The organism is Rhizobium sp. ERR 942 (assembly GCF_007828395.1).
GTDB lineage: Bacteria > Pseudomonadota > Alphaproteobacteria > Rhizobiales > Rhizobiaceae > Rhizobium > Rhizobium dioscoreae.
In genome coordinates this window covers 1-24,655 of record NZ_VIUA01000006.1, presented here as the reverse complement: position 1 = coordinate 24,655, position 24,655 = coordinate 1, and the positions used below count along the sequence as shown (strand labels likewise).

Annotated in this window: 25 protein-coding genes; 19 read left to right on the top strand and 6 right to left on the bottom strand. The window is 60.2% G+C overall.

Going from position 1 to position 24,655, the window contains the following annotated elements:
* Nucleotides 1–133: 133 nt before the first annotated feature.
* A complete protein-coding gene (locus FBZ97_RS34515) occupies nucleotides 134–298 on the top strand; it encodes a hypothetical protein (protein ID WP_047628464.1) in 165 nt (54 codons plus the stop codon).
* Between the two features lie 68 nt (nucleotides 299–366).
* Here FBZ97_RS34515 and FBZ97_RS23370 read toward each other — a convergent pair whose 3' ends face one another.
* Complete coding sequence (locus FBZ97_RS23370) at nucleotides 367–1,164, bottom strand: undecaprenyl-diphosphate phosphatase (protein ID WP_069611073.1); 798 nt, start codon at nucleotides 1,162–1,164, stop codon at nucleotides 367–369.
* Between the two features lie 151 nt (nucleotides 1,165–1,315).
* Here FBZ97_RS23370 and FBZ97_RS23365 point away from each other — a divergent pair, with 151 nt between their 5' ends.
* The 10 genes from FBZ97_RS23365 (at nucleotide 1,316) to FBZ97_RS23315 (ending at nucleotide 13,030) form a co-directional block, all read left to right on the top strand.
* Nucleotides 1,316–2,008, top strand: coding sequence for a glutathione S-transferase family protein (locus FBZ97_RS23365; protein WP_015338534.1), 693 nt, complete (start codon nucleotides 1,316–1,318; stop codon nucleotides 2,006–2,008).
* A 75-nt stretch (nucleotides 2,009–2,083) separates the two neighbouring features.
* Nucleotides 2,084–3,241, top strand: a complete 1,158-nt coding sequence (gene queG, locus FBZ97_RS23360; protein ID WP_145322139.1) for a tRNA epoxyqueuosine(34) reductase QueG — start codon at nucleotides 2,084–2,086, stop codon at nucleotides 3,239–3,241.
* A complete protein-coding gene (locus FBZ97_RS23355; protein WP_145322746.1) occupies nucleotides 3,241–4,113 on the top strand; it encodes an SDR family NAD(P)-dependent oxidoreductase in 873 nt (290 codons plus the stop codon). Before queG ends, FBZ97_RS23355 begins: the two co-directional genes overlap by 1 nt.
* Nucleotides 4,114–4,511: 398 nt before the next feature.
* Nucleotides 4,512–4,880, top strand: coding sequence for a septal ring lytic transglycosylase RlpA family protein (locus FBZ97_RS23350; protein WP_069611070.1), 369 nt, complete (start codon nucleotides 4,512–4,514; stop codon nucleotides 4,878–4,880).
* Between the two features lie 208 nt (nucleotides 4,881–5,088).
* Entirely contained in the window at nucleotides 5,089–6,378 is a 1,290-nt protein-coding gene (locus FBZ97_RS23345) for an RsmB/NOP family class I SAM-dependent RNA methyltransferase (RefSeq protein WP_145322137.1), read from the top strand.
* A 221-nt stretch (nucleotides 6,379–6,599) separates the two neighbouring features.
* Complete coding sequence (locus tag FBZ97_RS23340) at nucleotides 6,600–7,889, top strand: imelysin family protein (protein WP_145322135.1); 1,290 nt, start codon at nucleotides 6,600–6,602, stop codon at nucleotides 7,887–7,889.
* 45 nt (nucleotides 7,890–7,934) lie between these two features.
* The gene (locus FBZ97_RS23335) at nucleotides 7,935–9,494 is read left to right on the top strand and encodes a di-heme oxidoredictase family protein (RefSeq protein WP_145322744.1); all 1,560 of its coding nucleotides are present in this window, start codon (nucleotides 7,935–7,937) and stop codon (nucleotides 9,492–9,494) included.
* Nucleotides 9,494–10,603: an imelysin family protein gene (locus FBZ97_RS23330; RefSeq protein WP_145322133.1), complete on the top strand. Its 1,110-nt coding sequence runs from the start codon at nucleotides 9,494–9,496 to the stop codon at nucleotides 10,601–10,603. Before FBZ97_RS23335 ends, FBZ97_RS23330 begins: the two co-directional genes overlap by 1 nt.
* Nucleotides 10,604–10,608: 5 nt before the next feature.
* Entirely contained in the window at nucleotides 10,609–11,694 is a 1,086-nt protein-coding gene (locus FBZ97_RS23325; protein WP_145322131.1) for a DUF1513 domain-containing protein, read from the top strand.
* A gap of 532 nt (nucleotides 11,695–12,226) precedes the next feature.
* A complete protein-coding gene (locus FBZ97_RS23315; RefSeq protein WP_145322129.1) occupies nucleotides 12,227–13,030 on the top strand; it encodes an alpha/beta hydrolase in 804 nt (267 codons plus the stop codon).
* A 14-nt stretch (nucleotides 13,031–13,044) separates the two neighbouring features.
* Here FBZ97_RS23315 and FBZ97_RS23310 read toward each other — a convergent pair whose 3' ends face one another.
* Entirely contained in the window at nucleotides 13,045–14,121 is a 1,077-nt protein-coding gene (locus tag FBZ97_RS23310) for a DUF2252 family protein (RefSeq protein ID WP_145322742.1), read from the bottom strand.
* Nucleotides 14,122–14,283: 162 nt separating this feature from the next.
* On the opposite strand from FBZ97_RS23310, the gene FBZ97_RS23305 reads away from it, so the two are divergent.
* From FBZ97_RS23305 to guaA, 3 genes are all read left to right on the top strand, one after another.
* A complete protein-coding gene (locus FBZ97_RS23305) occupies nucleotides 14,284–14,745 on the top strand; it encodes a PaaI family thioesterase (protein ID WP_113329908.1) in 462 nt (153 codons plus the stop codon).
* Nucleotides 14,742–15,383, top strand: a complete 642-nt coding sequence (locus FBZ97_RS23300) for a 5'-methylthioadenosine/S-adenosylhomocysteine nucleosidase (protein ID WP_069611064.1) — start codon at nucleotides 14,742–14,744, stop codon at nucleotides 15,381–15,383. Before FBZ97_RS23305 ends, FBZ97_RS23300 begins: the two co-directional genes overlap by 4 nt.
* A 103-nt stretch (nucleotides 15,384–15,486) precedes the next feature.
* On the top strand, nucleotides 15,487–17,049 hold the full coding sequence (gene guaA / locus FBZ97_RS23295; RefSeq protein WP_069611063.1) for a glutamine-hydrolyzing GMP synthase: 1,563 nt from the start codon (nucleotides 15,487–15,489) through the stop codon (nucleotides 17,047–17,049).
* Between the two features lie 235 nt (nucleotides 17,050–17,284).
* On the opposite strand, the gene FBZ97_RS23290 is transcribed toward guaA, so the two are convergent.
* A complete protein-coding gene (locus FBZ97_RS23290; protein ID WP_145322127.1) occupies nucleotides 17,285–17,848 on the bottom strand; it encodes a TetR/AcrR family transcriptional regulator in 564 nt (187 codons plus the stop codon).
* Nucleotides 17,849–17,929: 81 nt separating this feature from the next.
* Here FBZ97_RS23290 and FBZ97_RS23285 point away from each other — a divergent pair, with 81 nt between their 5' ends.
* Nucleotides 17,930–18,979: an aldo/keto reductase gene (locus FBZ97_RS23285; RefSeq protein ID WP_145322125.1), complete on the top strand. Its 1,050-nt coding sequence runs from the start codon at nucleotides 17,930–17,932 to the stop codon at nucleotides 18,977–18,979.
* Between the two features lie 201 nt (nucleotides 18,980–19,180).
* On the opposite strand, the gene FBZ97_RS23280 is transcribed toward FBZ97_RS23285, so the two are convergent.
* Nucleotides 19,181–20,212, bottom strand: coding sequence for an AraC family transcriptional regulator (locus FBZ97_RS23280; protein ID WP_246661831.1), 1,032 nt, complete (start codon nucleotides 20,210–20,212; stop codon nucleotides 19,181–19,183).
* Between the two features lie 23 nt (nucleotides 20,213–20,235).
* Here FBZ97_RS23280 and FBZ97_RS23275 point away from each other — a divergent pair, with 23 nt between their 5' ends.
* Entirely contained in the window at nucleotides 20,236–20,958 is a 723-nt protein-coding gene (locus FBZ97_RS23275) for an SDR family oxidoreductase (RefSeq protein ID WP_145322123.1), read from the top strand.
* A 287-nt stretch (nucleotides 20,959–21,245) separates the two neighbouring features.
* Here FBZ97_RS23275 and FBZ97_RS23270 read toward each other — a convergent pair whose 3' ends face one another.
* Nucleotides 21,246–21,686, bottom strand: coding sequence for a hypothetical protein (locus FBZ97_RS23270; RefSeq protein WP_069611058.1), 441 nt, complete (start codon nucleotides 21,684–21,686; stop codon nucleotides 21,246–21,248).
* 293 nt (nucleotides 21,687–21,979) lie between these two features.
* Nucleotides 21,980–22,951: a LysR family transcriptional regulator gene (locus tag FBZ97_RS23265; RefSeq protein WP_145322121.1), complete on the bottom strand. Its 972-nt coding sequence runs from the start codon at nucleotides 22,949–22,951 to the stop codon at nucleotides 21,980–21,982.
* A gap of 153 nt (nucleotides 22,952–23,104) precedes the next feature.
* On the opposite strand from FBZ97_RS23265, the gene FBZ97_RS23260 reads away from it, so the two are divergent.
* From FBZ97_RS23260 to FBZ97_RS23250, 3 genes are all read left to right on the top strand, one after another.
* Nucleotides 23,105–23,449: a hypothetical protein gene (locus tag FBZ97_RS23260; protein WP_233788606.1), complete on the top strand. Its 345-nt coding sequence runs from the start codon at nucleotides 23,105–23,107 to the stop codon at nucleotides 23,447–23,449.
* Between the two features lie 76 nt (nucleotides 23,450–23,525).
* On the top strand, nucleotides 23,526–24,029 hold the full coding sequence (locus FBZ97_RS23255) for a hypothetical protein (RefSeq protein WP_145322119.1): 504 nt from the start codon (nucleotides 23,526–23,528) through the stop codon (nucleotides 24,027–24,029).
* 164 nt (nucleotides 24,030–24,193) lie between these two features.
* On the top strand, nucleotides 24,194–24,655 hold a 462-nt coding region (locus tag FBZ97_RS23250; RefSeq protein ID WP_145322117.1), incomplete at its 3' end, for a DUF4180 domain-containing protein.

Sequence of the window (24,655 nt, the reverse complement as noted above, 5' to 3'; positions counted from 1 at the left end):
CATTAACGTCAAATTTAATATGAACATTTATTGCTATTGCTCATTCCACTGACTAACACAGCCGCGCGTCTCAGGCTTGGACAATGAACCGGTTCGCGGCGCGCTTCACACTTCTGCGGAAAGGCATTCTTCGATGGGCAAGTCTATCGCGCTTCTGTTTGCGTGCGCGGCACTGGTGATTCTCGCAGGCTCCTTCGTGGCTCGCGGCAGCATCGCCTCGATCAAGGGCGAATGTGCGCCAACCTATGGCGTCGACCCCTGCACGACGGGTTCCATCGACGCGTCCTCCCCGAACTGATCGGGTATGAAAAAGGCCGGTTTTGACCGGCCTTCACTTTTTCCAGGATATCAGCCCGACGATCGGTCTCAGCCGAAATAGAGACCGATGAGACCGATTGCGCCGACTGCAATGCGCCACCATGCGAAGGGTGCGTAACCACGGCGGGATACGAAGTCGAGCAGCGCGCGCACCACGAACAGCGCCGAAATAAAGGCCATGAAGAAGCCGATGACGATCAGCTGACCATCGGCGAAGCTGAGATCGTGGCGGCTCTTCCACAAATCCAGCGTGAAGGCGCCGACCATTGTCGGCATGGCGAGGAAGAAGGAAAACTCGGCGGCCGAACGCTTATCGGCACCGAGCAACAGGGCACCGACGATGGTGGAACCGGAGCGTGACGTTCCCGGGATCATAGCCAGGCACTGGAAGAAGCCGATCTTGACCGCCATGGGCCAGGAAAATTCATAGGCGCTGGTGTATTTCGGCTTGAACTCGATCCTGTCGATGACGAGCAGGACGATACCGCCGAGGATCAGCGAGATACAGATGACTTTCGGCGAATCGAACAGCACGGTCTTGATGAAATCATGCGCCAGTGCGCCGATGACGGCGGCGGGCAGGAAGCCGAAAAGGACAGCGAGCACGAAGTGACGAGCCTTGGCGCTGACGGGGAGCGCCTTGGCGATCTGGACGAGGCGATTGAAATAGACAAGCAGAATGGCGAGAATCGCGCCGAGTTGGATCAAAACTTCAAAAGTACCGGCCGATTTAAAGCCAAGAAAATGTCCAAGCAGTATCAGATGGCCTGTCGAGGAGACCGGAATGAACTCCGTAAGCCCCTCTACAAGGCCTAAAACCAACGCGATAACAATTTGTTCAGCCATATCGTGTCCTTTGTCTAACGGCAGGGCGGCCCGATTCGCTTGTGCAAACTAAGCCAAGATCCTATAGCTTCAACCGATGACAAATGACTAGGGCCGCAGGATCGCGACCGAAAAGACTTCCGTAGCATCAATCAGAAACACCCGAGTACCAATGCCGACGCTGTATCATCACCCAATGTCATCTTCCTCCCGGTTCGTTCGTCTGATCCTGACGGAATATGGCTATCAGACGGAGCTGATCGAGGAACAGACCTGGGAAAAGCGCCGCGATTTCCTGGCGCTGAACCCAGCTGGCACCCTACCCGTCTACGTCGATGACAGCATGCGGGCGCTCTGCGGCGCTTCGGTCATCTCCGAATATCTCGATGAGACGCATGGCGTTCTGAAGCGCGATCGCCGGCTTCTGGCCGAAGATCCGTTCCAGCGCGCCGAAATCCGCCGGCTGACGGAATGGTTCATGCAGAAGATGGAGCAGGATGTGACGCGGCCGCTGACGCGCGAGCGTGTCTTCAAGCTTCAGATGACCGCCGAACAGGGCGGCGGCGCGCCCGATTCCAAAGTCATGCGCATGGCGCGCGGCAATATCCGCCAGCACATGAAGTATCTCTCCTGGCTCGCAGGTTCGCGGCAGTGGCTGGCCGGCGAGCGGCTGAGCTATGCCGATCTCGCCGCCGCGGCCTCGGTTTCCGTGCTAGATTATCTGGGCGAGATCGACTGGACGGAATCGCCTGTTGCCAAGGAATGGTATCAGCGGCTGAAGTCGCGCCCTTCCTTCCGGCCGATCCTGGCGGAGCGTGTGCGCGGTGTCACCCCGGTCTCACATTACGCCGATCTGGATTTCTAGGGCGTTTTTCACGCAATTCCGAACGGAAAACCGCTAACGCACCTTATCCTGGAATTGCTATGACGAGGGCTCGATATGCCCGATGATCGCGAAACGGAAAAAGTGGACAAGCGCAGAAGCACGCTGACGGCTTTCGTGCGAGAGGAAGCGCGTGCTCAGGGTTTCGATCTCTGTCGCATCACCAGGCCGGATGCCATTCCGGAAGCGGCCGTCCGGCTCAGCCAGTTTCTCGACAAGGGCTATCACGGCACCATGGGCTGGATGGAGGAGACCCGCGACCGCCGAGGCGATCCGCGCGTACTCTGGAGCGAGACGCGGTCCATCGTCGTCTTCGGCCTCAATTACGGCCCCGAGGAAGACCCGCGCGGCATCCTGGAGAAGAGGGATAAGGCGGCAATATCGGTCTACGCCCGGAACCGTGACTACCACGATGTCATAAAAGGACGGCTGAAGGAGATCGCCACCCGCTTCGCGGCGCGCTCGAAAGAGGACGTCAAGGTCTTCGTCGATACCGCACCGGTCATGGAGAAGCCGCTCGCAGAGGCTGCTGGCCTCGGCTGGCAGGGCAAGCATACCAATCTCGTCAGCCGTGGCTTTGGCTCCTGGCTCTTTCTCGGCTCGATGTTCACCACGGCCGATCTCGAGCCCGATGAGCCGGAGATAGACCATTGCGGCTCCTGCCGGGCTTGCCTTGACGTCTGCCCGACCGCTGCCTTCCCGGCCCCCTATCAGCTCGATGCGCGTCGCTGCATTTCCTATCTGACCATTGAGCACAAGGGTCCGATCGATCCTGAGCTTCGGCCGTTGATCGGCAACCGCATCTACGGCTGCGACGACTGTCTTGCCGCCTGCCCCTGGAACAAGTTCGCCAGTGCCGCCTCGGAGATGAAGCTGTTGGCTCGGGATGATCTCAAGGAACCGTCCATCGCCTTCCTGCTCGATCTGGATGATGCAAGCTTCCGCACATTCTTCAGCGGTTCGCCGGTCAAGCGTATCGGTCGCGACCGCTTCATCCGCAATGTGCTGATCGCTGCCGGCAATTCGCGCGATCGCTTCCTTATAGAGAGATGTCGCCAACTGGCTGGAGACCCCTCGCCAGTCGTGCGCGGCATGGCGGTCTGGGCGCTGTCCCGGCTGATGACGGCTGGCGAATTCCACGCGTTTGCGGCAGAAAGAAATGACGAGGCGGACGAAGAAGTCCGCGCCGAATGGAAACTGGCAGGGGTATCGTGATGCATGTGATGATTTTCGGCTGCGGCTATTCCGGAACGGCCATCGCCAAGGCCTTCGCCGGCTCCGGCATTCGCATCACCGGCACCACCCGCTCCGCCGACAAGGCCGAGCAGCTGACGAAAGATGGCATCGAGGCCTTCGTCTTCGATGGCGAGACCCTCGACCCGGCTCTCTCGGAGGCGATGCAAAGCGCCACGCATCTGGTGCAATCGATCGCACCGGGCAAATCAGGCGATCCGCTACTGCGGCTGGCGCAGCTCAATCTCAAGGCCTTGGTGCCGAAGCTGGAATGGATCTGCTATCTCTCGACCGTCGGGGTCTATGGCGACCATAAGGGCGCCTGGGTCAGCGAGCAGACATCACTGCATCCAATCGCCGATCGCTCCGTCGAGCGGGTAGAGGCAGAAGACGGCTGGCTGCGCGTCGGCATCCGGCTCGGCCTCCCCGTTGCCGTGCTGCGGCTTTCCGGCATTTACGGCCCGGGCCGCAATGCCTTCTGCAATCTGGAAAAGGGAACCGCGCGGCGGCTCATCAAGGCGAACCAAGTGTTCAATCGCATCCGCGTCGAAGATATCGGCGCCTGCGCCCGCTTCCTGTCCGATCGCAAGCTCGGCGGCATATATAATGTCACCGATGACGAACCTGCACCGCCGCAGGATGTCGTTGCCGAGGCCGCCCGCCTGATGGGCGTCGAACCGCCACCGGAACAGCCTTTCGAAACAGCTGAGCTGACGCCGATGGCACGCTCCTTCTATGGCGAGAACAAGCGCGTTTCGAACGCGAAACTGCGCGCGCTCGGCTTCCAGTTCCGCTATCCAGAGTATCGCAAGTCGCTTGCCGAACTCTGGTCCTCTAGAGCATGGCGCGGCTGAGAAATTGCTCCCGATATCCCCGCTATATCGCATGAAAATTCCTACTTAGCCGGCTGCCTTAGTTCAATTTACTCCGCATTTATGGTTAATGACCTCTAAAATTGCACAAATGCGGCAGCGATTATGGCAAAGCCGGAAAATTATTTTTCCGATTTTTGTGATGCCTGGCATCGGTCGATGCTTACGAGAAAATTCGTTCCATTTTTAACTGATTTTATTGGGTTTTTTCCACAATCAAGCAAATCCGCTGAATAGCCCCAGTATTCCCTTAATATCACAAATGTTACATATTGTAACATTCCGTGATCGATGGTGGCACTTTTTCGCCATTTTTGGCCTGATTTAAGCCCCGCCGCCTACCCAGGGCGCAAGTTCAATAGCTTGAGGGAAAAATCGGTTTGAAGAAAATCGCACGTTCTTTGGCAATCGCCGCAACTATATCCGCCTCCATTGCTGTCGTTTCGACTCCGGCATTTGCATCCGCTGGCTGCGGAGGCGCTTCATGGTATGGGGGAAGCTCCCGAACTGCTTCCGGGGAACGTATGAGTTCCAGAAATCTTACTGCAGCCCACCGCTCGCTCGCCTTCGGCACGCGTCTCAGGGTCACCAACAAGCACAATGGCCGCAGCGTCGTCGTTCGCATCAACGACCGTGGGCCTTTCATTCGCGGACGTGTTCTCGATCTCTCCCGCGCTGCCGCACAGAACATCGGCATGGTCGCTTCGGGTACCGCGAAAGTCTGTTACGAGGTCGTCGCCTCGAAGTAATCGCCGAAAGCCGGAACCATCCGGCAAATCGGCATGACGCTTGCTCTCTCGGCCAATCGCGGCTACCACGCGATTGAGACGTCTCAAAATCCGCCGCCTTGGGCACCATTTACGCGGATTGGCGAGCCGTCAGCGATTTTTGGTAGGGCGCAGAGTCCCAAGATGAGCTCCAACGGGTTCCGGGTCACGCGCGAGCAGGAGAGTGTGAATGCGTCTGGGCGGCCGATTGCAGGGGGCCATCGAAGTTCTTGCCGATATCGAAGCGCGCAAGCGACCGGTGGCCGATGCCCTGAAGGATTGGGGCCTGGCCCATCGCTTCGCTGGCTCCGGCGACAGGGCCGCGATCGGCAACATCGTCTATGACGCCCTGCGCATGCGGCTTTCGCATGCCTGGCTGATGGAAGACGACAGCGCGTCCGCGCTTGCCCATGCCGTACTCTTCCGCCAATGGGGCCTGACGCCGGAGGCGCTGGCTGCTGAGCTGGACGGCGATAAATTCGCACCCGAGGCGCCGAGCGCCGAAACATTGGCCGTTTTTGCGGCCCGCAAGCTCGAAGATGCGCCCCATCACATCCAGGGCGATATTCCCGAATGGGTCGAGCCCTCCTTCAGCCAAGCCTTCGGCGATGGCTGGCTTGCCGAAGCTAAGGCCCTTGCCGAGCGCCCGACGCTCGACCTTCGCGCCAATGCGCTGAAGGCCGAGCGCGCCAAAGTCGTGAAGGCACTGGAGCGCGCCGGCGGACAGCCATCGAACATCGCCCGTTTCGGCATCCGTATTCCCGCCGGAGAAGGCGCATCCCGCCTGCCGAACGTCACGGCCGAACTTTCGTTCCAGAAGGGCTGGTTCGAGGTGCAGGATGAAGGCTCGCAGATCGTCGCCGATCTGGTCCTGCCTGATGAAGGCGACCAGGTGCTCGATTATTGCGCAGGCGGTGGCGGCAAGACGCTCGCCATGTCGGCCGCGATGCACAACAAGGGCCAGGTCCATGCCTATGACAGCGACCGGCGGCGGCTGGCGCCGATCATAGAGCGCCTGAAGCGAGCAGGCACCCGCAACGTTCAGGTCCACGACGACCGCAATAGCCTGCTTCAACTGCGCGGCAAGTTCGACAAGGTTCTGGTCGATGCTCCCTGCACCGGCACCGGCACCTGGCGGCGTCGTCCCGATACCAAATGGCGGCTGACACAGAAAAACCTCGACGAACGCACCAGCCAGCAACAGGAAGCCCTGGCGCAGGCCGGCGAATTCGTCCGCCCCGGCGGCGCTCTGCTCTATGTCACCTGCTCGGTGCTGCCGGAGGAGAATGAGGCACAGGTGAACCGTTTCGCCGCCCAGAATCCGGATTTCGAAGTGGTGGAAACCCTGAGCTCCTGGGAGACGCTGTTCGGCAAGGATGCCGCAAAGCCCCGCTCCTCCGACGGCAAGACCATTACCCTGACGCCGGCCTCTACCGATACCGACGGCTTCTTCTTCAGCCGCCTGCAGCGGAAGATGTGAGCTGGCGGCGATCGAGCCTGCTTCCACTACCCTGCTGACGCAATATCCAAACGGCCTATAGCTGCGCATTCGCAAGCAAACCCATTTCGCTTGCGACGTTAAATCCTTGGCCCGTCGCCTTAAAATCGTTCTAAACTAGAGCGTTTGACACAAGTTTGTTTTTCATACATGACACAAATTGCCAAGTTTTGACGGTGCCCCCGCTGTCACAGGAGAGGAACATGAAACTGAAAAACAGAATTGGCGCCGCGCTCGCGGTGGCCGTGGTCACGACCGCCGCATTCAGCCTGCCGGCTCTCGCAGCCGCTCCCGAGCCGGCCGCCGTTCTCAAGCACTATGCGGACCTGGCACATGCCAAATATGAGGATGCGCTGACGACAGCGAAAGCACTCGACAAGGCGATCGATGCTCTGCTCGCCAACCCCAGCGACAAGACGCTGAAGGCGGCACGTGCGGCCTGGATCAAGGCCCGTGTTCCCTATGCGCAGACGGAAGTCTACCGCTTCGGCAACCCGATCGTCGACGATTGGGAAGGCAAGGTCAATTCCTGGCCGCTGGACGAGGGACTGATCGATTATGTCGACGCCTCCTACGGCACGGAAAGCGATGAGAACGCGCTCTATGTCGCGAACGTCATCGCCAACAAGACGATCAAGATCAACGGCAAGGATGTCGACGCCTCGCATCTGACGCCGGAATTCCTCTCGGGTACGCTGCATCAGGCCGGTGGCGTCGAAGCCAATGTCGCGACGGGTTATCACGCCATCGAGTTCCTATTGTGGGGACAGGACCTGCACGGCACGGGTGCCGGCGCCGGCGAACGTCCCGCCACCGATTACGATCTGAAGAATTGCACGCACGGCAATTGCGACCGCCGCGCCGAATATCTGAAATCGGCCTCGACGCTGCTGGTTTCGGATTTGCAGGAGATGACCGACAAGTGGGCGGCGGACGGCGAAGCCACCAAGCATGTGGAAGCCGATCCGAAGGCCGGCCTGACCACCATCCTGACCGGCATGGGCTCGCTTTCCTACGGTGAACTTGCCGGCGAGCGCATGAAGCTCGGCTTGCTGCTGCACGATCCGGAAGAAGAGCAGGATTGCTTCTCCGACAATACCTATAACGAGCACAATGGCGACGCCATCGGCATCGCGTCTGCCTATACCGGCAATTACACTCGCGTCGACGGCACCAAGCTGAAGGGCCCGTCGCTGCACGATCTGGTCAAGGCCAAGGATCCGGCGCTCGACAAGGAAATGGAAGGCAAGCTCGACGCGACGCTTGCCGCCATGAAGGCGATGGTGCATCGCGGCGAGACGGTCGAGAAATACGACCAGATGATCGGCGAGGGCAACAAGGAAGGCAACGCCACCGTGCAGAAGGCCATCGACGGCCTGCTCGACCAGACGAAGAGCATCCAGCGGGTCATCGCCGCTCTCGATCTCGGCACGATCAAGCTCGAAGGTTCGGACAGCCTGGACAACCCGAACGCCGTCTTCACCAAGAAGTAACAAGGGATGGCGGCAGCGCGACAAGGCGTTGCCGCCCCGACACCCATGACACGCATCCCGGCCAATCGCGCCCTTTTGCCCGCCCTCGCTGCGGGTTTTTTGGTTTTTTCCATCACGCTGGCAGCCGCCGATATTCTCGATTTTCCGAGCACGCGTAGCGATCTCTCTACGGAAGAGCTGAAGCGCGTGCGCGACGTGACTCGCGCAACTAGCAACTTCGTCAAGGCCGAACCCTATGAAACGATGCAGGGTGGTGGTCTGACCTCGATCGACAAGATCACGCGCGATATTTTCTCCCAGCCTTCGGCCAAGCTAAACCAGGAACAGGGCCAGGACTTTCATCTCGGCAATGCACTCTTCCGCAAGCTTTGGGTCTCCGCCCCCTCCTCCACGCAAGCATCCGACGGCCTGGGGCCGCTGTTCAATGCCCGCTCTTGCCAGAGCTGCCATATCCGCGACGGGCGCGGCCATCCGCCCGAGGAAGCGGGGGCTGCCGCGACCTCGATGGTCTTGCGCCTTGCACGGCCTGCCGTGACGCCAGAGGAAGAGCAGGCCGTCAAGGATTTTCACGCGCTCAATTTTCCGGATTCGACGTACGGGGCACAGCTGCAGGATCTAGCCGTCCCCGGCCTTGCGGCCGAAGGCAAGGTGACCGTCAGCTATAGCGAGGAGACGGTGACGCTTGCCGGCGGGGAAACCGTGATCTTGCGCAAGCCCCATTACGACGTCAGCGATCTCGCCTACGGGCCGATGGATGCAAGCACCACCCTTTCGCCACGTATCGCGCCGCCGATGATCGGGCTCGGGCTGATCGAAGCCATTCCGGATGCCGATATTCTCGCCAATGCCGACCCGGACGACAGGAAAGGCACCGGCATACGCGGTCGCCCCGCCATCGTCCGCGATCATCGCACTGGTAAGATCGCGCTCGGCCGATTCGGCTGGAAAGCACAGAACGCCACCGTGCGCGACCAGGTGGCCGACGCCTTTTCCGCCGATATCGGCATTTCGACGCCGGACCGGCCAAACCCCTATGGCGACTGCACGCCCAAGGAAGCTCGCTGCCTGACAATGCCGACTGGCGTGCAGAAGCGGCTGGGCGACACGGAGGCGCCGGATCCCGTGCTGCCTCTTGTCACCTTCTATTCCGAGAATCTTGCTGTGCCCGCTCGTCGCTCGACAAGTCAGCCCGCCGTGCTGCACGGCAAGGAGATGTTTTACCGCTCCGGCTGCGCTGCCTGCCACATACCGAAATTTGTGACGCGGGACGGCTTGAAGGGCAGCGACGGCAAGGTTTCGCCGCAGGCTTTCCAGCTGATCTGGCCCTATTCCGATTTCCTGCTGCACGACATGGGCGAAGGTCTTTCGGATGGGCAGCAGGTGGGCGTGGCATCCGGTCGCGATTGGCGCACGCCGCCGCTGTGGGGTATAGGCCTGACACAGACGGTGAGCGGCCGGCAGGCCTATCTGCATGACGGCCGCGCCCGTACGCTGACCGAAGCCATCCTCTGGCATGGAGGAGAGGCGGAAAAAGCCCGCAACGCATTCGCCGGTCTTTCGAAGGACGACCGGCAAGCCCTCGTCAACTTTCTGGAGTCCCTCTGATGCGCCAATGGAAACGCCTTGCATTCGGCCTGCTGCTTACCGTTGCGGCCCTGCCTGCCCATGCCGAGGATGCGACGACCGCTGGTACGGGCTTGAATGAGGCAGCGGTGCCAGCCACCCTGCAGAAGGCGGTGGATGACGTGATTCGTCCCGGCTACCGCGCCATGCACGACTCCGCCTCGAAACTGACTGTCGCGATGAAGACGCTTTGCGCCGATCCCACGGACGCCACCCTTTCCGGCGCCAAATCGGCTTTCGGCGACACCGTGAAGAGCTGGTCACGCATCGAGATCGTCGATACCGGCCCGATCATCGAACAGAACCGCTTCGAACACATCCTCTTCTATCCCGACCGCAAGGGCGTCGGCCTCAAGCAGGTACAGGCGCTGATCGCCAAAGCGGACGAGCAGGATACGACCGTCGAAGCCGTCGCCGGCAAGAGCGTGGCGCTGATGAGCATGACGGCGCTGGAATATGTACTTTTCGGCAACGGCTCCGATGTCCTCGGCAAGGAGAAGCAGAGCTTCCGCTGCCGCTATGGCGCGGCGGTTGCCGGCAACATCGAAAACACCGCCAAGGAAATCGCCGACGAATGGGACGCGCCCGACGGCGTGCAGAAATCCTGGAAATTCCCGGGCAAGACCAGCGACGATTTCATGGACAACAAGGAGGCTGTCACCGCACTGCTCGGCATCCTCGTGCACAGCGCCGCCAATATGCGCGACCAGCGGCTGGAAACCTTCTACAAGGGCGACCCGGCAGCGGCGCGGCCGAAGATGGCGATCTACTGGCGCTCGGGCAACACCTGGACGTCGTTCACCGGCAATGTCGAGGGCATCAAGACGCTGTGGGAAAAGGCCGACATGGCAAGCCTGCTGCCATCAGACAAGCGTGATGTCGCTATCAAGATCGACGGGCTGCTGAACGAACTCGCGACCACCGCGCCAACAATCAACCCGGATATCGAAGCCGCCATCGGCAACGACGCGGAACGCGCCAAGATCGACAAGCTGCTTTCCATCAGCCGCGATCTCGCTACCGGCTTCAGCGACCAGTATGGCGGCGCCATCGGTCTTTCGGCCGGCTTCTCCTTCGCCGACGGGGACTGAGCGCGATGCGCAGCGGCCTGATCGATCGGAGAACTTTTGTCAAAGCCGCGGGGCTGACCTTCCTGGCGGCCCTGAAGCCCGGTGCCTTGATGGCGCTGGAGCGGGCCGATGCGGTCTATGCTTCCGGCATTCGAAGTGCCGATGGTTCCTTTGCCGTGGCGACCGTGACAGAACAGGGCTACATCGTCGACCAGGTGGCGCTGCCCGCCCGCGCCCATGGCATGGCCTTCTCAAAGGCGACCGGCAAGACCGTCGCCTTCGCGCGCCGGCCCGGCACCTATGCGATGATCTTCGATCCCTGGAACAAGGCCGAGCCGATCGTCATTTCCGCTAGAGAAGGCCGGCATTTCTACGGGCACGGCACGTTTTCGCCGGATGGCAGGCTGCTCTATGCCAGCGAGAACGATTTCGACTATAATCGCGGCATCATCGGGCTCTATGATGCCGGCAACCACTTTGCCCGCATCGGCGAATACGACACCTATGGCGTCGGTCCGCACGACATGACGGTTTCAGACGATGGCAGATTCCTGATCGTCGCCAATGGCGGCATCGAGACCCATCCGGATTTCGGCCGCACCAAGCTCAATCTCGATCATATGGAACCGTCGCTGACGCTGATCGACGCTGCGAGCGGCAGGCTGCTCGAGAAGCATACGCTGCCGGCGCAATATGCCCAGGTCTCGACCCGGCATGTCGATATCGACGCCAGCGGGCGCGTCTGGTTCGCTTGCCAATACGAAGGACATCGCAACGACCTGCCGCCGCTTGTCGGCCATTTCGCGAGAGGCGAGGACCTGAGTTTCGTCACCCTGCCCGACGAGACGACGCAAGCACTCGGCAATTACGTCGGCGCCATCGCCGTCAATCGCGCCGAAAATCTGGTCGGTGTGACATCACCGATCGAAGGAACTTCGGTGACGCTCGATGCGACGACGGGCCAGGTGCTGAAGGTGGAGAGCATCGCCGATGCGGCTGGCATCGCGCCGGCACGGCATGGTTTTGCCGTCTCATCCTACGACGGCAATTTCCTCGGTGCGCACAGCGATGTCGCCTGGGATCAGCATATCGTGCGGATCGCCCGCGGCTGAGCCGGACTTTGGCTGCAATGCTCAGGTAAGCTTGCTGCCTCGATAAAGCGCCGCAATGCCGTCGCGGCATTTAGCATCATGTATCCGCATGGGCCGCGACGCCATTTCCCCATCCTCTTCCGCTATAGCCTGCACGATGGCTTCGGGCTGTGAATACGCTCCGACAGCAACTCGCGATCTTCAACCGCGTCGCCCACCATCGCTCCCACCTCGGCAAGGTCAACCAAGGCTGTATGCAAAAGCATATCACCTCATTGTGTTCGCATACATATAACCCATCACGCAACCGTTACGCATCCAATTATTGACCAAATCCGCCACTTAGAATACACAAACAATCAACAGCCTCCGCTTTGCATACACAAGGTAAGCTCGACGCTGAACAGGAATACAGGATCGGCCATATTTGATCCGCGCGTTTGATCATATGCCGCTCCGAGACATACAGAATTTCAGAAGCTTTGCCGCTCCGACATTCGGCGCGGACGGCTTTCTGGCGCCTATTAATCCTCCAACCATAAGGATCACGATCATGATGATGACCAGACGGAGTTTCTCGACCGCCATTATCGCCGGCGCCGCTGCCTCCCTCGTTTCCGCGCGCGGCGTGGCCGCCAGCAATGCGAAACCCGCATCCGGAGCGGTTAAGTCTGCGCCATTGAAGGCACGCAATGTCGTCCTGGCCCACGGACTTTTCGCAGACGGCTCCTGCTGGACGGAGGTTATCGCCCGGCTGCAGTCCAGGGGGCTGAACTGCACGGCGGTACAAAATCCGTTGACGACACTTCCGGAAGCGGTGGGGGCCGCGCAGCGGGTTCTCGATCGTCAGGACGGCCCGACTGTCCTCGTCGGCCATTCCTTCTCCGGCATGATCGTCACCGAAGCCGGTGTGCATCCGAAGGTTTCCGCGCTCGTCTATGTCGCCGCCCGCGCACCGGATGCCGGCGAAGACTATACGGCGCTCGCCAAGACGTATCCGACACCGCCGGCATCAGCCGGCATCGTCTTTGATGGCGACGAAGGACGGCTGACCGAGGAAGCGTTCCTGCGCGACTTCGCCGGCGACTTGCCTAAGGCCAAGGCCGAGGTGCTCTATGCCGTGCAGCAGCCCTTCCAGAAGGCGCTTCTGTCCGGCAAGACCACGCAGGCCGCCTGGCGCAGCAAGCCCAGCTGGTATGCGGTCTCCACCGAAGACAGGACGATCAATCCGGATCTGGAGCGCTTCATGGCCAAGCGCATGGGTGCCAAGACCATCGAAGTGAAGGCTAGCCATCTCTCGCTGATCTCGCATCCCGATACGATCGCCCATCTGATCCTGGAAGCTGCTGGGCATTGACCGGTTCGCCGGCCTTAGCCTCTTCCCGCAAATTCCACCTGCTCCGCCGTGACCGCAGCGGCCGCCGCCTTGGCGGCCACACGCAGCCAATCGGCATTGCGCGCATCGAGATCGGCCAGAATACCGGGAACGAGCGAAGCGTCGTTGGCGTGGCAATTGGCGATTTCAAACCCCATCAGATCGAGCATGTCAGGCGACAGCAGCACCTCGGCATCACCGTCGACTTCGATCTTGCGGCTGTTGGGCGAGAGCCGGCGCACCAGCAAGCCTCCGTCCACCTGATAGCGCGGATCGGGTGAGCGCGCCCGCCCGCCGGCGATAACACCCGTCCGGATCGTCCTGTCCGACGGATCGTGCTTCAGCGACCAGCCGGATTGCAGAAGCGCCTTGACCTCGCGCAGTACCGGGCCGCCGCGCCATTCGACATAGGCGATGAAGCGCGGACGGCCCAGGCTGCCGGTGCCGGCCAGACGCGGTTTCGGCTCGAATGTCGTCGCTGGTTCGGGCAATGCCTTGCGCAGTGCCTTGAGGTAGCGGTCCGCCACGGGATCCGTCGCCGGCGGCAGGTTGCGGTATTTCTCCCAAAAGGCTTTGCGCTCGGCGTTCGGCAGCAAGACGGCATTGCGCAGCCATTTGTAATCGCGCTCGAGAATGACGGGAGACGGCTGGCGCAGTCCGCGGCGATAGCCGGCGAGGATGCTGTCGGCAACAACACGCAGCGTCGGGCCGTCCTCGCCGCGCGCCAGCATGGCACTCGTGGCAAGGCGTACAAGATCGAGCGCATAGGGCATGACGGCCGCCTCGTCGAAATCATTGGCGCCCCAGACGAGGCGGCCTTCTTCATCGCGCCAGGTGCCGAAATTTTCCAGATGCGTATCGCCGATCGCCAGCAATTGCGGCGCGCTCTTGAGCTCGGGGCAGACGTCGAGGATGGTTTCCGCCCAGCGCCAATAGGTACCGCGCAGGAAGGAGAAGCTGTCGGCCTTCATCAGCTTGTGCTTCTTTGCCAGACCCGCCTCGACCAGATCGGCGCCGAGCTGCGCCCGCATCCAGGTCTCGTAGGCATCCACCGATTGCCGGATCGTCGTCATCTGCGCCCTCGCCACAAGCATCATCGCTTCGGATAGCATGACGATCCGATCGTGGAAATTCGATGTCCGGAGTGGAGGCTGGAACGCCTCCGCTTTTCCACCGGATAACCCTTGTCCAAACCGCCTCCCCGTGCCAATTTCGCACCCGCGAAAGGGGACGGCATGACAGGGGCAGACGATACGGGGACCAGCGGCGATTTTCGGAGCCGTATCAGGACCAGCTTCGAGCGGCAGGCCGCCATGGCGACAATCGGCGCAGAGCTGACGCGCGTCGAGCACGGAACGGTCGAGATCGAGCTGCCCTTCGATATCAAGCTGACGCAGCAGCATGGCATATTGCACGCCGGCATCATCGCCGCGGCGCTGGATTCGGCCTGCGGCTTTGCCGCCTATAGCGTCATCGACCCTTCCGCATCGATCCTCACGATCGAATTCAAGATCAATCTGATGTCGCCGGGGCGCGGTGAGCGCTTCCTGTTTCGCGGCGATGTCACCAAGCCCGGCACGACGATCATCGTCGCCGACGGACGCGGCTATGCCATCGGCGATGGGCCAGCCAAGCTGATCGCCTCGATGACGGGAACGATGATGGTCATCCGGGGCAGAGAGGGAATTAGCGGATGAAATTCGAACTGAAGCGGGTATCGGGCAAATCGATCCTGTTCGTCATGGCCGCCGAGGCCGAATATGGACCCTTCCTGCGCTCGCGCATCGATCCGCTGATGACGGGCGTCGGCCCGGTCGAGGCGGCCATCGCGCTCACCCGCGCCTTCGCACAGCTCGAAGCCCAGGGCGATCTTCCCGATCTCGTGGTGTCGCTCGGCTCGGCTGGTTCCGCCAGGCTGGAACAGACGGAAGTCTATCAGGTCACCTCGGTTTCCTACCGCGACATGGATGCCTCGCCGCTCGGCTTCGAAAAGGGCCGTACGCCCTTTCTCGATCTGCCCGCGACGATCGAACTGCCGCTGCGCATCCCGACCATTGCCGAGGGCAGCCTTTCGACCGGCGCTAATATCGTCTCCGGCGCGGAGGCCTATGAGCGCATTGGCACCGACATGGTCGACATGGAAACCTTCGCGGTGCTGCGCGCCTGCCAGACCTATGGCCTGCCGCTGATCGGCCTGCGGGGCATTTCCGACGGGAAGGTCGATCTGCAGCACATTTCCGACTGGACGGAATATCTGCATGTGATCGACCGCAAACTCTCCTATGCCGTCGACGGCCTGTTTACGGCGCTGGAAGACGGCGTATTCTGGTTCTGAGGGGCCAGAAACTAAGCAAAGTAAGGACAATCGGGACAATAAAATCGGCTCTCGCGTGATTTGCCCGATTGCCAGGGAAAGCGCTTTTCATTAAAGGCTCGTCATGACCCAGACAGCACATCCCGATACCGTTCTCATCGTCGATTTTGGCAGCCAGGTGACGCAGCTCATCGCACGGCGTGTGCGCGAAGCGGGCGTCTACTGCGAAATCGTTCCCTTCCAATCCGCCGAAGCTGGCTTCAAGCGGCTGCAGCCGAAGGCCGTGATTCTGTCGGGCAGTCCGGCCTCGACCGTGGACGAAGGCTCGCCGCGGGCGCCGCAGATCATCTTCGACAGCGGCATCCCGGTCTTCGGCATCTGCTACGGCCAGCAGACCATGTGCATGCAGCTCGGCGGCAAGGTCGAGAGCGGCCATCACCGTGAATTCGGCCGCGCCTTCCTGGAAGTTGACAAGGATTGCGCTCTCTTCGAAGGATTGTGGTCCAACGGTTCGCGCCATCAGGTCTGGATGAGCCACGGCGACCGCGTCACCGCGCTGCCGGAAGGTTTCGAAGTGGTCGCGACGTCCTCGAATGCGCCTTACGCCTTTATCGCCGACGAGAAGCGCAAATATTACGGCGTGCAGTTCCATCCGGAAGTCGTGCATACGCCCGATGGCGCCAAGCTGATCGGCAACTTCATCCACAATATCGCCGGCATCAAGGGCGACTGGTCGATGTCGGCCTATCGCGCCAAGGCGGTTCAGGCGATCCGCGATCAGGTCGGCGACAAGCGCGTCATCTGCGCTCTTTCCGGTGGTGTCGATTCCTCCGTTGCCGCGCTGCTGATCCACGAAGCAGTCGGCGACCAGCTGACCTGCATTCTCGTCGATCACGGCCTGATGCGCAAGGACGAGGCGGCAAACGTCGTCGCCATGTTCCGCGAGCACTACAACCTGCATTTGATCCATGTCGATGCTTCCGACCGCTTCATCGGCGAGCTCGAGGGTGTTTCCGACCCCGAAACCAAGCGCAAGATCATCGGCCGCCTCTTCATCGAGACCTTCGAGGATGAGGCCAAGAAGCTCGGCGGTGCCGATTTCCTTGGCCAGGGCACGCTCTATCCCGACGTCATCGAGAGCGTTTCCTTCACCGGCGGTCCCTCGGTCACCATCAAGTCGCACCACAATGTGGGCGGCCTGCCGGAGCGCATGAAGATGCAGCTCGTCGAGCCGCTGCGCGAACTCTTCAAGGACGAAGTGCGCGTGCTCGGCAAAGAGCTTGGCCTGCCCGACAGCTTCATCGGCCGCCATCCCTTCCCCGGTCCCGGCCTCGCGATCCGTTGCCCGGGCGGCATCACGCGCGAGAAGTTGGAAATCCTGCGCGAAGCCGATGCCATCTATCTCGACGAAATCCGCAAGGCCGGCCTTTACGACGCGATCTGGCAGGCCTTCGCGGTACTGCTGCCGGTCCAAACCGTCGGCGTCATGGGCGACGGCCGCACCTACGAATTCGTCTGCGCGCTGCGCGCCGTCACCTCCGTCGACGGCATGACGGCGGATTTCTATCACTACGACATGGAATTCCTCGGCCGCGCCGCGACCCGCATCATCAACGAAGTCCGCGGCATCAACCGCGTGGTCTACGACGTCACTTCGAAGCCGCCCGGCACGATCGAGTGGGAGTGACGGGGGATACAGCCAGATAGTTTTGGCTATTGTAGTGTAAGTTGCTCCGTCGGTAGCACGGAATAGCAATTGAGCGACAGCCAGGCCCTTCGCTAACCTTTTGACGCAGGCGCGCACCGGCTGGATTTCTCCTCAACGTTACAATTGCGCCGGCTACGTTTGGGACCTTGGAGGTCAATCGGCTTCTGGCTGTGAGCGACGAGTAAGCTGCCAATCGTCCGAGTTACCGGCAGCCTCAGTGATCCTCACTTCGCTCCAGCCCGTGGAAGGCTAGCTTTAGTAGGCGCTCGCTGCGTGCTGTGCCTTCCGCTGTAGGCGGTAGTTGGGTGAGCAAGGCCAGCAACTGCAGAAAGTCCTCGGCGTCGACCGGCTTCGAGACCTCGCCCGCATCGACGCAAGCGTCCATCAGAAGCCTGACGGCGTCGACCATGGGCCAATAGGTTTCCCGAAAGTCCTGGTCGGTCATGGCGGCCCGCAGCATATCCGCGACACCGTGCTTCTTGCGGCCGTAATCGACGAACCGCTCCGCCCATCTTCGGAAGGCTTCGAGTGGCTTGAACGCCTCGAGGAGCGACGGTGCGAGGCTCACCAGCTCGTCGATACTGTCGCGATAGATGCCGAGGACGAGCGATTCCCGGGTCGGGAAGTGGCGGTACAGCGTGCCCTGCCCCACGCCCGCGGCCTTGGCGATGGAATGCAGCGAGGCCGTTGGATCGATTGCAAGGGCGTCTCGTGCGACAGCCAGGATGCGGTCGCGATTGGTGCGGGCGTCGGCGCGACGCTTATGGGTTTCGGTCATCAGCCTTGACTAAACGGACAATTGTCCATATCCATATCGAGAAATCGGACATATGTCCGTTTCTATACGGTGGAGGCGTTTATGCAATATGTAAAGCTCGGCAACTCGGGACTCGACGTGTCGCCCGTCTGCATCGGTTGCATGGGGTTCGGCGATCCGGCCAAGGGCCATCCGGCCTGGTCAGTGGAAGAAAGCTCGAGCCGGGAGTTGATCCATCACGCCCTCAGGACCGGGATCAACTTCTTCGACACAGCCAACATGTACTCTACCGGCACAAGCGAGGAATTCCTCGGGCGCGCGATCAAGGATTTCGTGAACCGGGATGCTGTCGTCATCGCCACCAAGGTTGCGGGCGCGACACGCAACGGCCCCAATGCGATCGGGCTATCGCGCAAGGCCATCATGGCTGAACTTGATCACAGCCTGCGGCGGCTCGGCACAGACTATATCGATCTCTACCAGATACACCGCCGCGACCAGCTGACCCCGTGGGAGGAAACGCTCGAAGCGCTTCACGACGCCGTGAAAGCGGGCAAGGTACGCTATCTCGGCGCCTCGTCGATGAAGGCGTGGGAGTTTGCCAAAGCGTTGCACATCCAGAAGTCCAACGGCTGGATGCGCTTCATCTCTATGCAGCACAATTACAATCTGGTCGCGCGCGAAGAAGAACGCGAGATGATCCCGCTCTGTGCCGATGAGGGTGTGTCGACCCTGATCTACAGTCCGCTCGCGCGTGGGAAATTGGCCCGCCCATGGGGGATGACGACGACGCGGACGGAGACCGAACCGTCCGGTGCCCAGCAAAATCCGGATACGGCGGCCAGCGATCGGGCAATCGTCGAAGCGGTGAATGCCATCGCCGCGGAACGTAATGTCGGCGCTGCCGAGATTTCCCTGGCGTGGTTACGTCGAAATCGCGTGGTCGCTGCGCCGATCGTGGGCGCACTGAAGACCAAGCATATCGACGATGCCGTGGCTTCGCTGTCGGTCGTGTTGAGCGACGAGGAGGCGGAGCGACTCGAGAAGGCTTACACGCCCCGCCTGGATCAACAGGGAGTATCTATTCCGGCTTTGTTGCATCGCTCCATCGAAGCATCGACTGGCTTCAAAAGGGATGCTCCTCTCGTTTAGGTCTGTCCGCTTCCGGTCCCCTGCGTTAGAGCGTGATGCCTAAAAGTATGAGGGGATTTCGAACGACATCACGCTCTACTTCTTTGGTTCTGGAACGGATTTCAGATTTTAGGTCGGCTCGACCTAAAATCATCCGGCTCTAGGCGCGCGTGCGCCTGGAACGGTGGCTGGCTCGGGACAATTGCTATCGAGGGCACACGTTCACGACGGGGCTTGGCGCTCCCGCGCGGCGAACGTCTTGGGCGAGACGCCGACAAATCGGGTGAAGGCGGTGCTAAAGGCGCTTGGTGACAGGAAGCCTATGGCGAGCCCGATCTCGCCAATAGTTTTGTCACCGCGACGCAACGCATCCTTCGCAACGGCCATACGCCAGTGCTGAAGATAGCCGATCGGCGCCATGCCGACCACGCTGCGGAACCGGCTCGAAAGGCTGGATCGGGAAACACCGCAGAGCCGCGCCAAGTCTGCCAGCGTCCAGTCTTTCGCGGCGTCTTCGTGCAGTGCCGTCAGCGCCCGGGCTGTCACGGGGTCATTCAATCCGGCGAGCAAGCCCCTGTGCTCCCGGGTTGCGTCAGGGACGGCGCCGCGAAGAATCTCGACAAATGTCAATTCCATCAAGCGCGTAATGACGAAGTCGCTACCGGCTCTCGGTTGCGATGACTCCGACAGGTTCAAGCTCAGCAAACTGCGAACACGCCAAGAGGAGACGTCATCACGCATGACATGGACAAAGGATGGCATGAGCCAAGTGAGGAGGCCCTCATTCGCCGTATCGAAGACGAACCGCCCGCCACGTAATACCACAGGCGCTTCCGAGCCTGCACCCATCCTCAGAAGCGTTTTACCTGTGGCTGCGACCATCGCCTCGCTGTCCTGAGCAGCAGCTTGCGCGTCCGAGGCAAGGACAAAGCTCTTGTCGGTTCTGATGAGGACGAAGTCGCCTTCCTGCAGCAGGAGCGGTTCCTTGTCGGCTCGGATCAGCTGGCAGGCGCCGCGCTCCAGCCAGCAGAACAGCAGGTCGTCCCGTTTGCGGAACGACACCGCCCATCGGCCATAGCCCTCGATCCCGCCCCAGAGCGTGGCGCGCGGACGAAGCAGGTGGATGAGGTCGAGAAAAGGATCCAAATTTTTGGCCGATTGATAAATTAATATGCAAGATACATTATCGATCGAATGATTAGATCGAAGTAGTCTTTCCTTCAAGAGGCGGGCCGCACTCAACGGATAACCCATCTGCATCTGCGAAAGGAAAAGTCATGTTGCATAACAAGCGGGTCGCGATCCTTGGCGGATCTCGTGGTATCGGCTTTGCGGTGGCTCAAGGAGCCGTCCATGAAGGGGCTCACGTTATCATCGCTTCCAGCCAACAAGAGAATGTCGCGGGCGCCATCACGCGTTTACCGGAAGGAACCGCCACAGGTGCGGTCGTCGATATAAGGTCGATGGAGTCCCTCTCGGCATTCTTCTCGACGCTCGGCGCGTTCGACCACCTGGTCTTCACTGCAGGCGAGCCTTTGCCGTTCGGCAAGCCCGTCGTCGAAATCGATCTGGCGACCGCACGCAGCTTTTTTGAATTGCGCTATTGGGGTGCGGTCGCTGCCGTGAAGGCGGCACAGCCACACATGCGCGATGGCGGGTCCATCGTGTTGACAAGCGGAACCTCGGCCCGGCGGCCGCCGGCAGGTTTTGCCTTCGCGGCAAGCATTTGCGGCGCAATCGAATCCCTGACCCGCGCGCTTGCCCTCGATCTCGCGCCTCTGCGCGTCAATGTTGTGACGCCCGGAATGGTTGCCACCGATCTGTGGTCCGGTATCCCATCCGAGGCACGGGACCAGATCTTCCGCTCGGTGGGCGGGAAGTTGCCCGTGGGACGTGTCGGCGAGCCGTCGGATATCGCTGAAGCGTACCTGTCGTTCATGCGCAATGCCTATGTCACCGGCCAATCCGTAATCGTGGATGGCGGTGCCGTGCTCGTCTAGAGCCTTTTGTTTTTAGCAATACCGGGAGCAGCAATCGTTCTCCCCGTGCCAGGCCGACAACGTCATCGTGGCCCGTTCCAATGACCAGCGCAATACTGGTACCAGCGGGCTGGCTTGGTACTTCGTCAAGGGTGGCGGCTATACGACATCTGACGCCGACGGAGAAGCTGTTCATCGCGCGCTTCCGAGGCATGGAAAGAAGGAGGAAACCATACCTTCTCCTGAAAAGCCCGAACGCTAATTCCGCCGATCGGGCTCTTCTGCACCATAGGCTTGGACTGGTGACCTTACTTCACCGTGATGCTCAGGCCGCTGAGATCGGCGTTGACCTGCAGGCCGACCTGCCTGCCTGTCAGTTCGAGCTGGGCGCCCTTGTCATTGGTCATGACGATCATCTGAGCACCCTTGCCGATCGCGCCGCCGCCGCCGGCAGCACCGTAGACACCGCCTACATCGCGGGCGCGGCGAATATTGCGCACTGTGCCCTGGAAATAGGTCTTGGAGGCACCAAAGGCGAGGCCGCCCGAGATGCCGCCGATCGAGATGGGATATTTGCGGCCATGGAAGGTCAGTGTGCCCTCGCCTCCGGAGCCGCCGACGAAGAAAGCCGCCTTATAGACAGAAAAGCGGATCGTGCCGCTATCGGCATGCGCGACGCCGGCAAAGCCGATCCCCGCGGCAGCAATAGCGGCAACCGCGACCGAACGAAATCCAGATGAAATCCTCATATTAAGACACTCCTCAAAAGCGCCGCTTACCCAGCCGGCCGGGCACGACGTCAGCGCCGTGTCAAAGTCAGAGATAAACGGTCTCGCACGACCTTTAGTTCCAAAACACATTAAAACAAAGCGTTAGAATACATCCAGACAACCGAATGGAAATGAGAAGGTGGTAGCGCTGAATGAAACAGATCAGCGCGGCGTATCAGATGCAATGGCGCCCTTGCAACCGCAGTCGAGACCTCACATCCTGGCCCGCAGCACCTGGTAACTTCAATTCAATCCGGTCAACGCCTCCGACATCAGCGCTTTTTCGGCTCGCGTGTTCGTTTGTCATCGATGCGTCTTTGTGTTTTGCTGATAGCGCCCGAATGGCTTTTTACGTGATCAATAAAAGCACGCAGCTTCGGCATCATTTGATGGCGGTTGGGATAGTATAGAAACACTCCCGGCGCCAACGGCGCGAATGACTCCAGAACCTGCACGAGCTTGTCTGCTTTCATCAGGCTGAGGGCAATCGGCTCAGGCACTTGTGCAAGTCCCATATCCTCCCCGGCCGCACCAAGAATGGTGGGAAAATCACGAGCGATCAGCGGGCCTGAGACGATTGCCTCGATCGGCCTGTTGCCATCGACAAAGGACCATGGTGCGATCGACGCGTCCGAGCGGCGCATGCGCAAACAGGCGTGCTGGCGCAGATCATCGATACGTTCGGGCCTTCCCCGCCGGCGAAGATACTCGGGGGTACCAACGACCACCAGCGGAAAGGGCGGGGTAAGCCGAACCGCAACCATGTCAGCGGCAATGAACTGCCCCAGCCGGATGCCGGCGTCAAATCCCTCGGCAGCGATATCGACCAGATCTGCGCTTGCGGCGATCTCCACCTCGACCTGAGGATAAGCTTGGCAGAAGGATGCGATCAGCGGCTCCAGCAGGATTGGCATCACTGCCCGCGGTACGGTGAGGCGCAGCAGTCCCGCAGGCCGCTGCCCAAGGTCACGCGCGACCTCGCTTGCCGCGACAAGCTCCTCGAAAGCAGGCTTTGCGCGCAAGTGAAATCGTTCGCCGGCTTCGCTCAGGCTGACACTGCGCGTCGTGCGAATAAAAAGTGCGGCGCCGACGCGCGCCTCAAGTGAGCGTACCGCCTGGCTGATTGCCGATGGCGTTACCCCAAGTTCGGCCGCTGCTTTGCGAAAACTGCAATGCTGGGCGACGCTCAGAAAGGCCTCCACGCCATCGAGTGCACCCTGTCTGACTGTGAAGTTCTGCTTCATAACTCGTCGACATTATCGAGAATAGTCGCTCATGGAAAGTGGCCTTATACGTGAGTTGCAAATCGGGAGCATCGCAAACGCCAAGCCCGAACGTTTGTGACGTCCCGGCTCTGCAACCTCTTCCTGGTCTTTACTCTTACAGGAGCTACTTCCATGAACGATCACGCAACCCCTGCTCAAGCGCAAGCCGTCTCACCCGTAGTCACCGGAGTGATGGTCATCCTCACCGTGAAGGCGGGCGTCACACGCGAGCGGGTGATGGCTATCATGCCAGATGAAATCCGGCGGACCGCGCAGCTCTATCTCGATGGAAAAATACGCGAATGGTATTCGCGAGGCGATGGCCGGGGAGCCGTGTTCCTGCTGGATTCGAGAGATGTCGCCGACGCTCACGCAATCATGGAAGGCTTGCCGTTGGCCAAGCAAAATCTCATGGATCACGAATATATCGCGATCGGTCCGCTTTTGCCGCTCCGCCTGCTCTTGGCCAATGCCTAAACGCCCGAAGGCAGCGAAATACACTTATTGATTTCGATGCCGTCAGACCAGAAAGATAAACACGAAGGAAACCGAGATGCCACCGGAACTCAATCTCCCATTCGTTCTAAGTGTCGCCGGCGCCTTCCTGACAAGTTCGGTGATAGCCTATGTCTATGTCTGGCCAGCGCTTCGCACAATGCGGCGTTATGAGGCTCTAAGACTTCTTGCTGCTTTCCATGCGTTCCGGTTCTTGGGGATGAATTTTCTGGTATCCGGATTCGTATCTCCGCAGTTGAGCTCGGATTTTGCCAACAAGGTCGGATGGGGCGATCTCATCTCGGCTATACTCGCGCTCGCTTCCATGGCCGCCCTTTCCTGGCGGTCGCCGATCGCCATTCCGGTTGTCTGGATATTCAACATCTGGGGAACTCTGGATCTTCTGAATGCCTATTACATGGGCGTAACGAAAATCGGAAATCCCGGTCTCTTCGGCGCAGGCATTTATATACCGACGCTTTACGTGCCGCTGCTCCTTGTGAGTCACGTTCTCGCCTTCATCGTCCTATTGCGGACGAGATCATCAGATCAAGTGATATGACGCAGCGGCGATAACGCCTTAGGCTAGGATTTGGCTCCGATCTCCGAAAAAGAATTGCGGATATCAATGAAGCATAAGGATGGTGACTGACGCCTTGAAACCACTATCAACTTAGAGCAACAACAAACAACCTTTCCCTCGATGGAATGCAAAGTCGAACCAGCATGTACACCGTCAAAGAATTTTCCGGCCGAAAAGTCGTTATCGGCGATGACAACGGTCCGCTGCTCGCCAGCGAAAGGGATGTGAATGATTGGATCAGCGCTGCGTGGGACGCTGAAGCACAGCTGGTGGTCGTTCCGACATCACGGCTGAGCGAGGAGTTTTTCCGGCTCTCAACCCGCATTGCCGGCGCAATCATCCAGAAATTCGTCAACTATCGTTCACAGCTCGTTATTCTCGGCGACGTCTCCGGATGGATCGCGGACAGTAATGCCCTGCGCGATTTCGTCTATGAATCCAATAGGGGTCGCGAGGTCTGGTTTCTGCCCGATCTGGATGCGCTTGCGGAGCGCCTGCAGCAGAATGCCCAAAGCTCACATGAGGATTTCGCCGTCAAGTTCAATCATAGTTTCATAGCTTGCCTTTTCGATTTTGTATCGAACCCATGGTCTGAGCCACCTTGC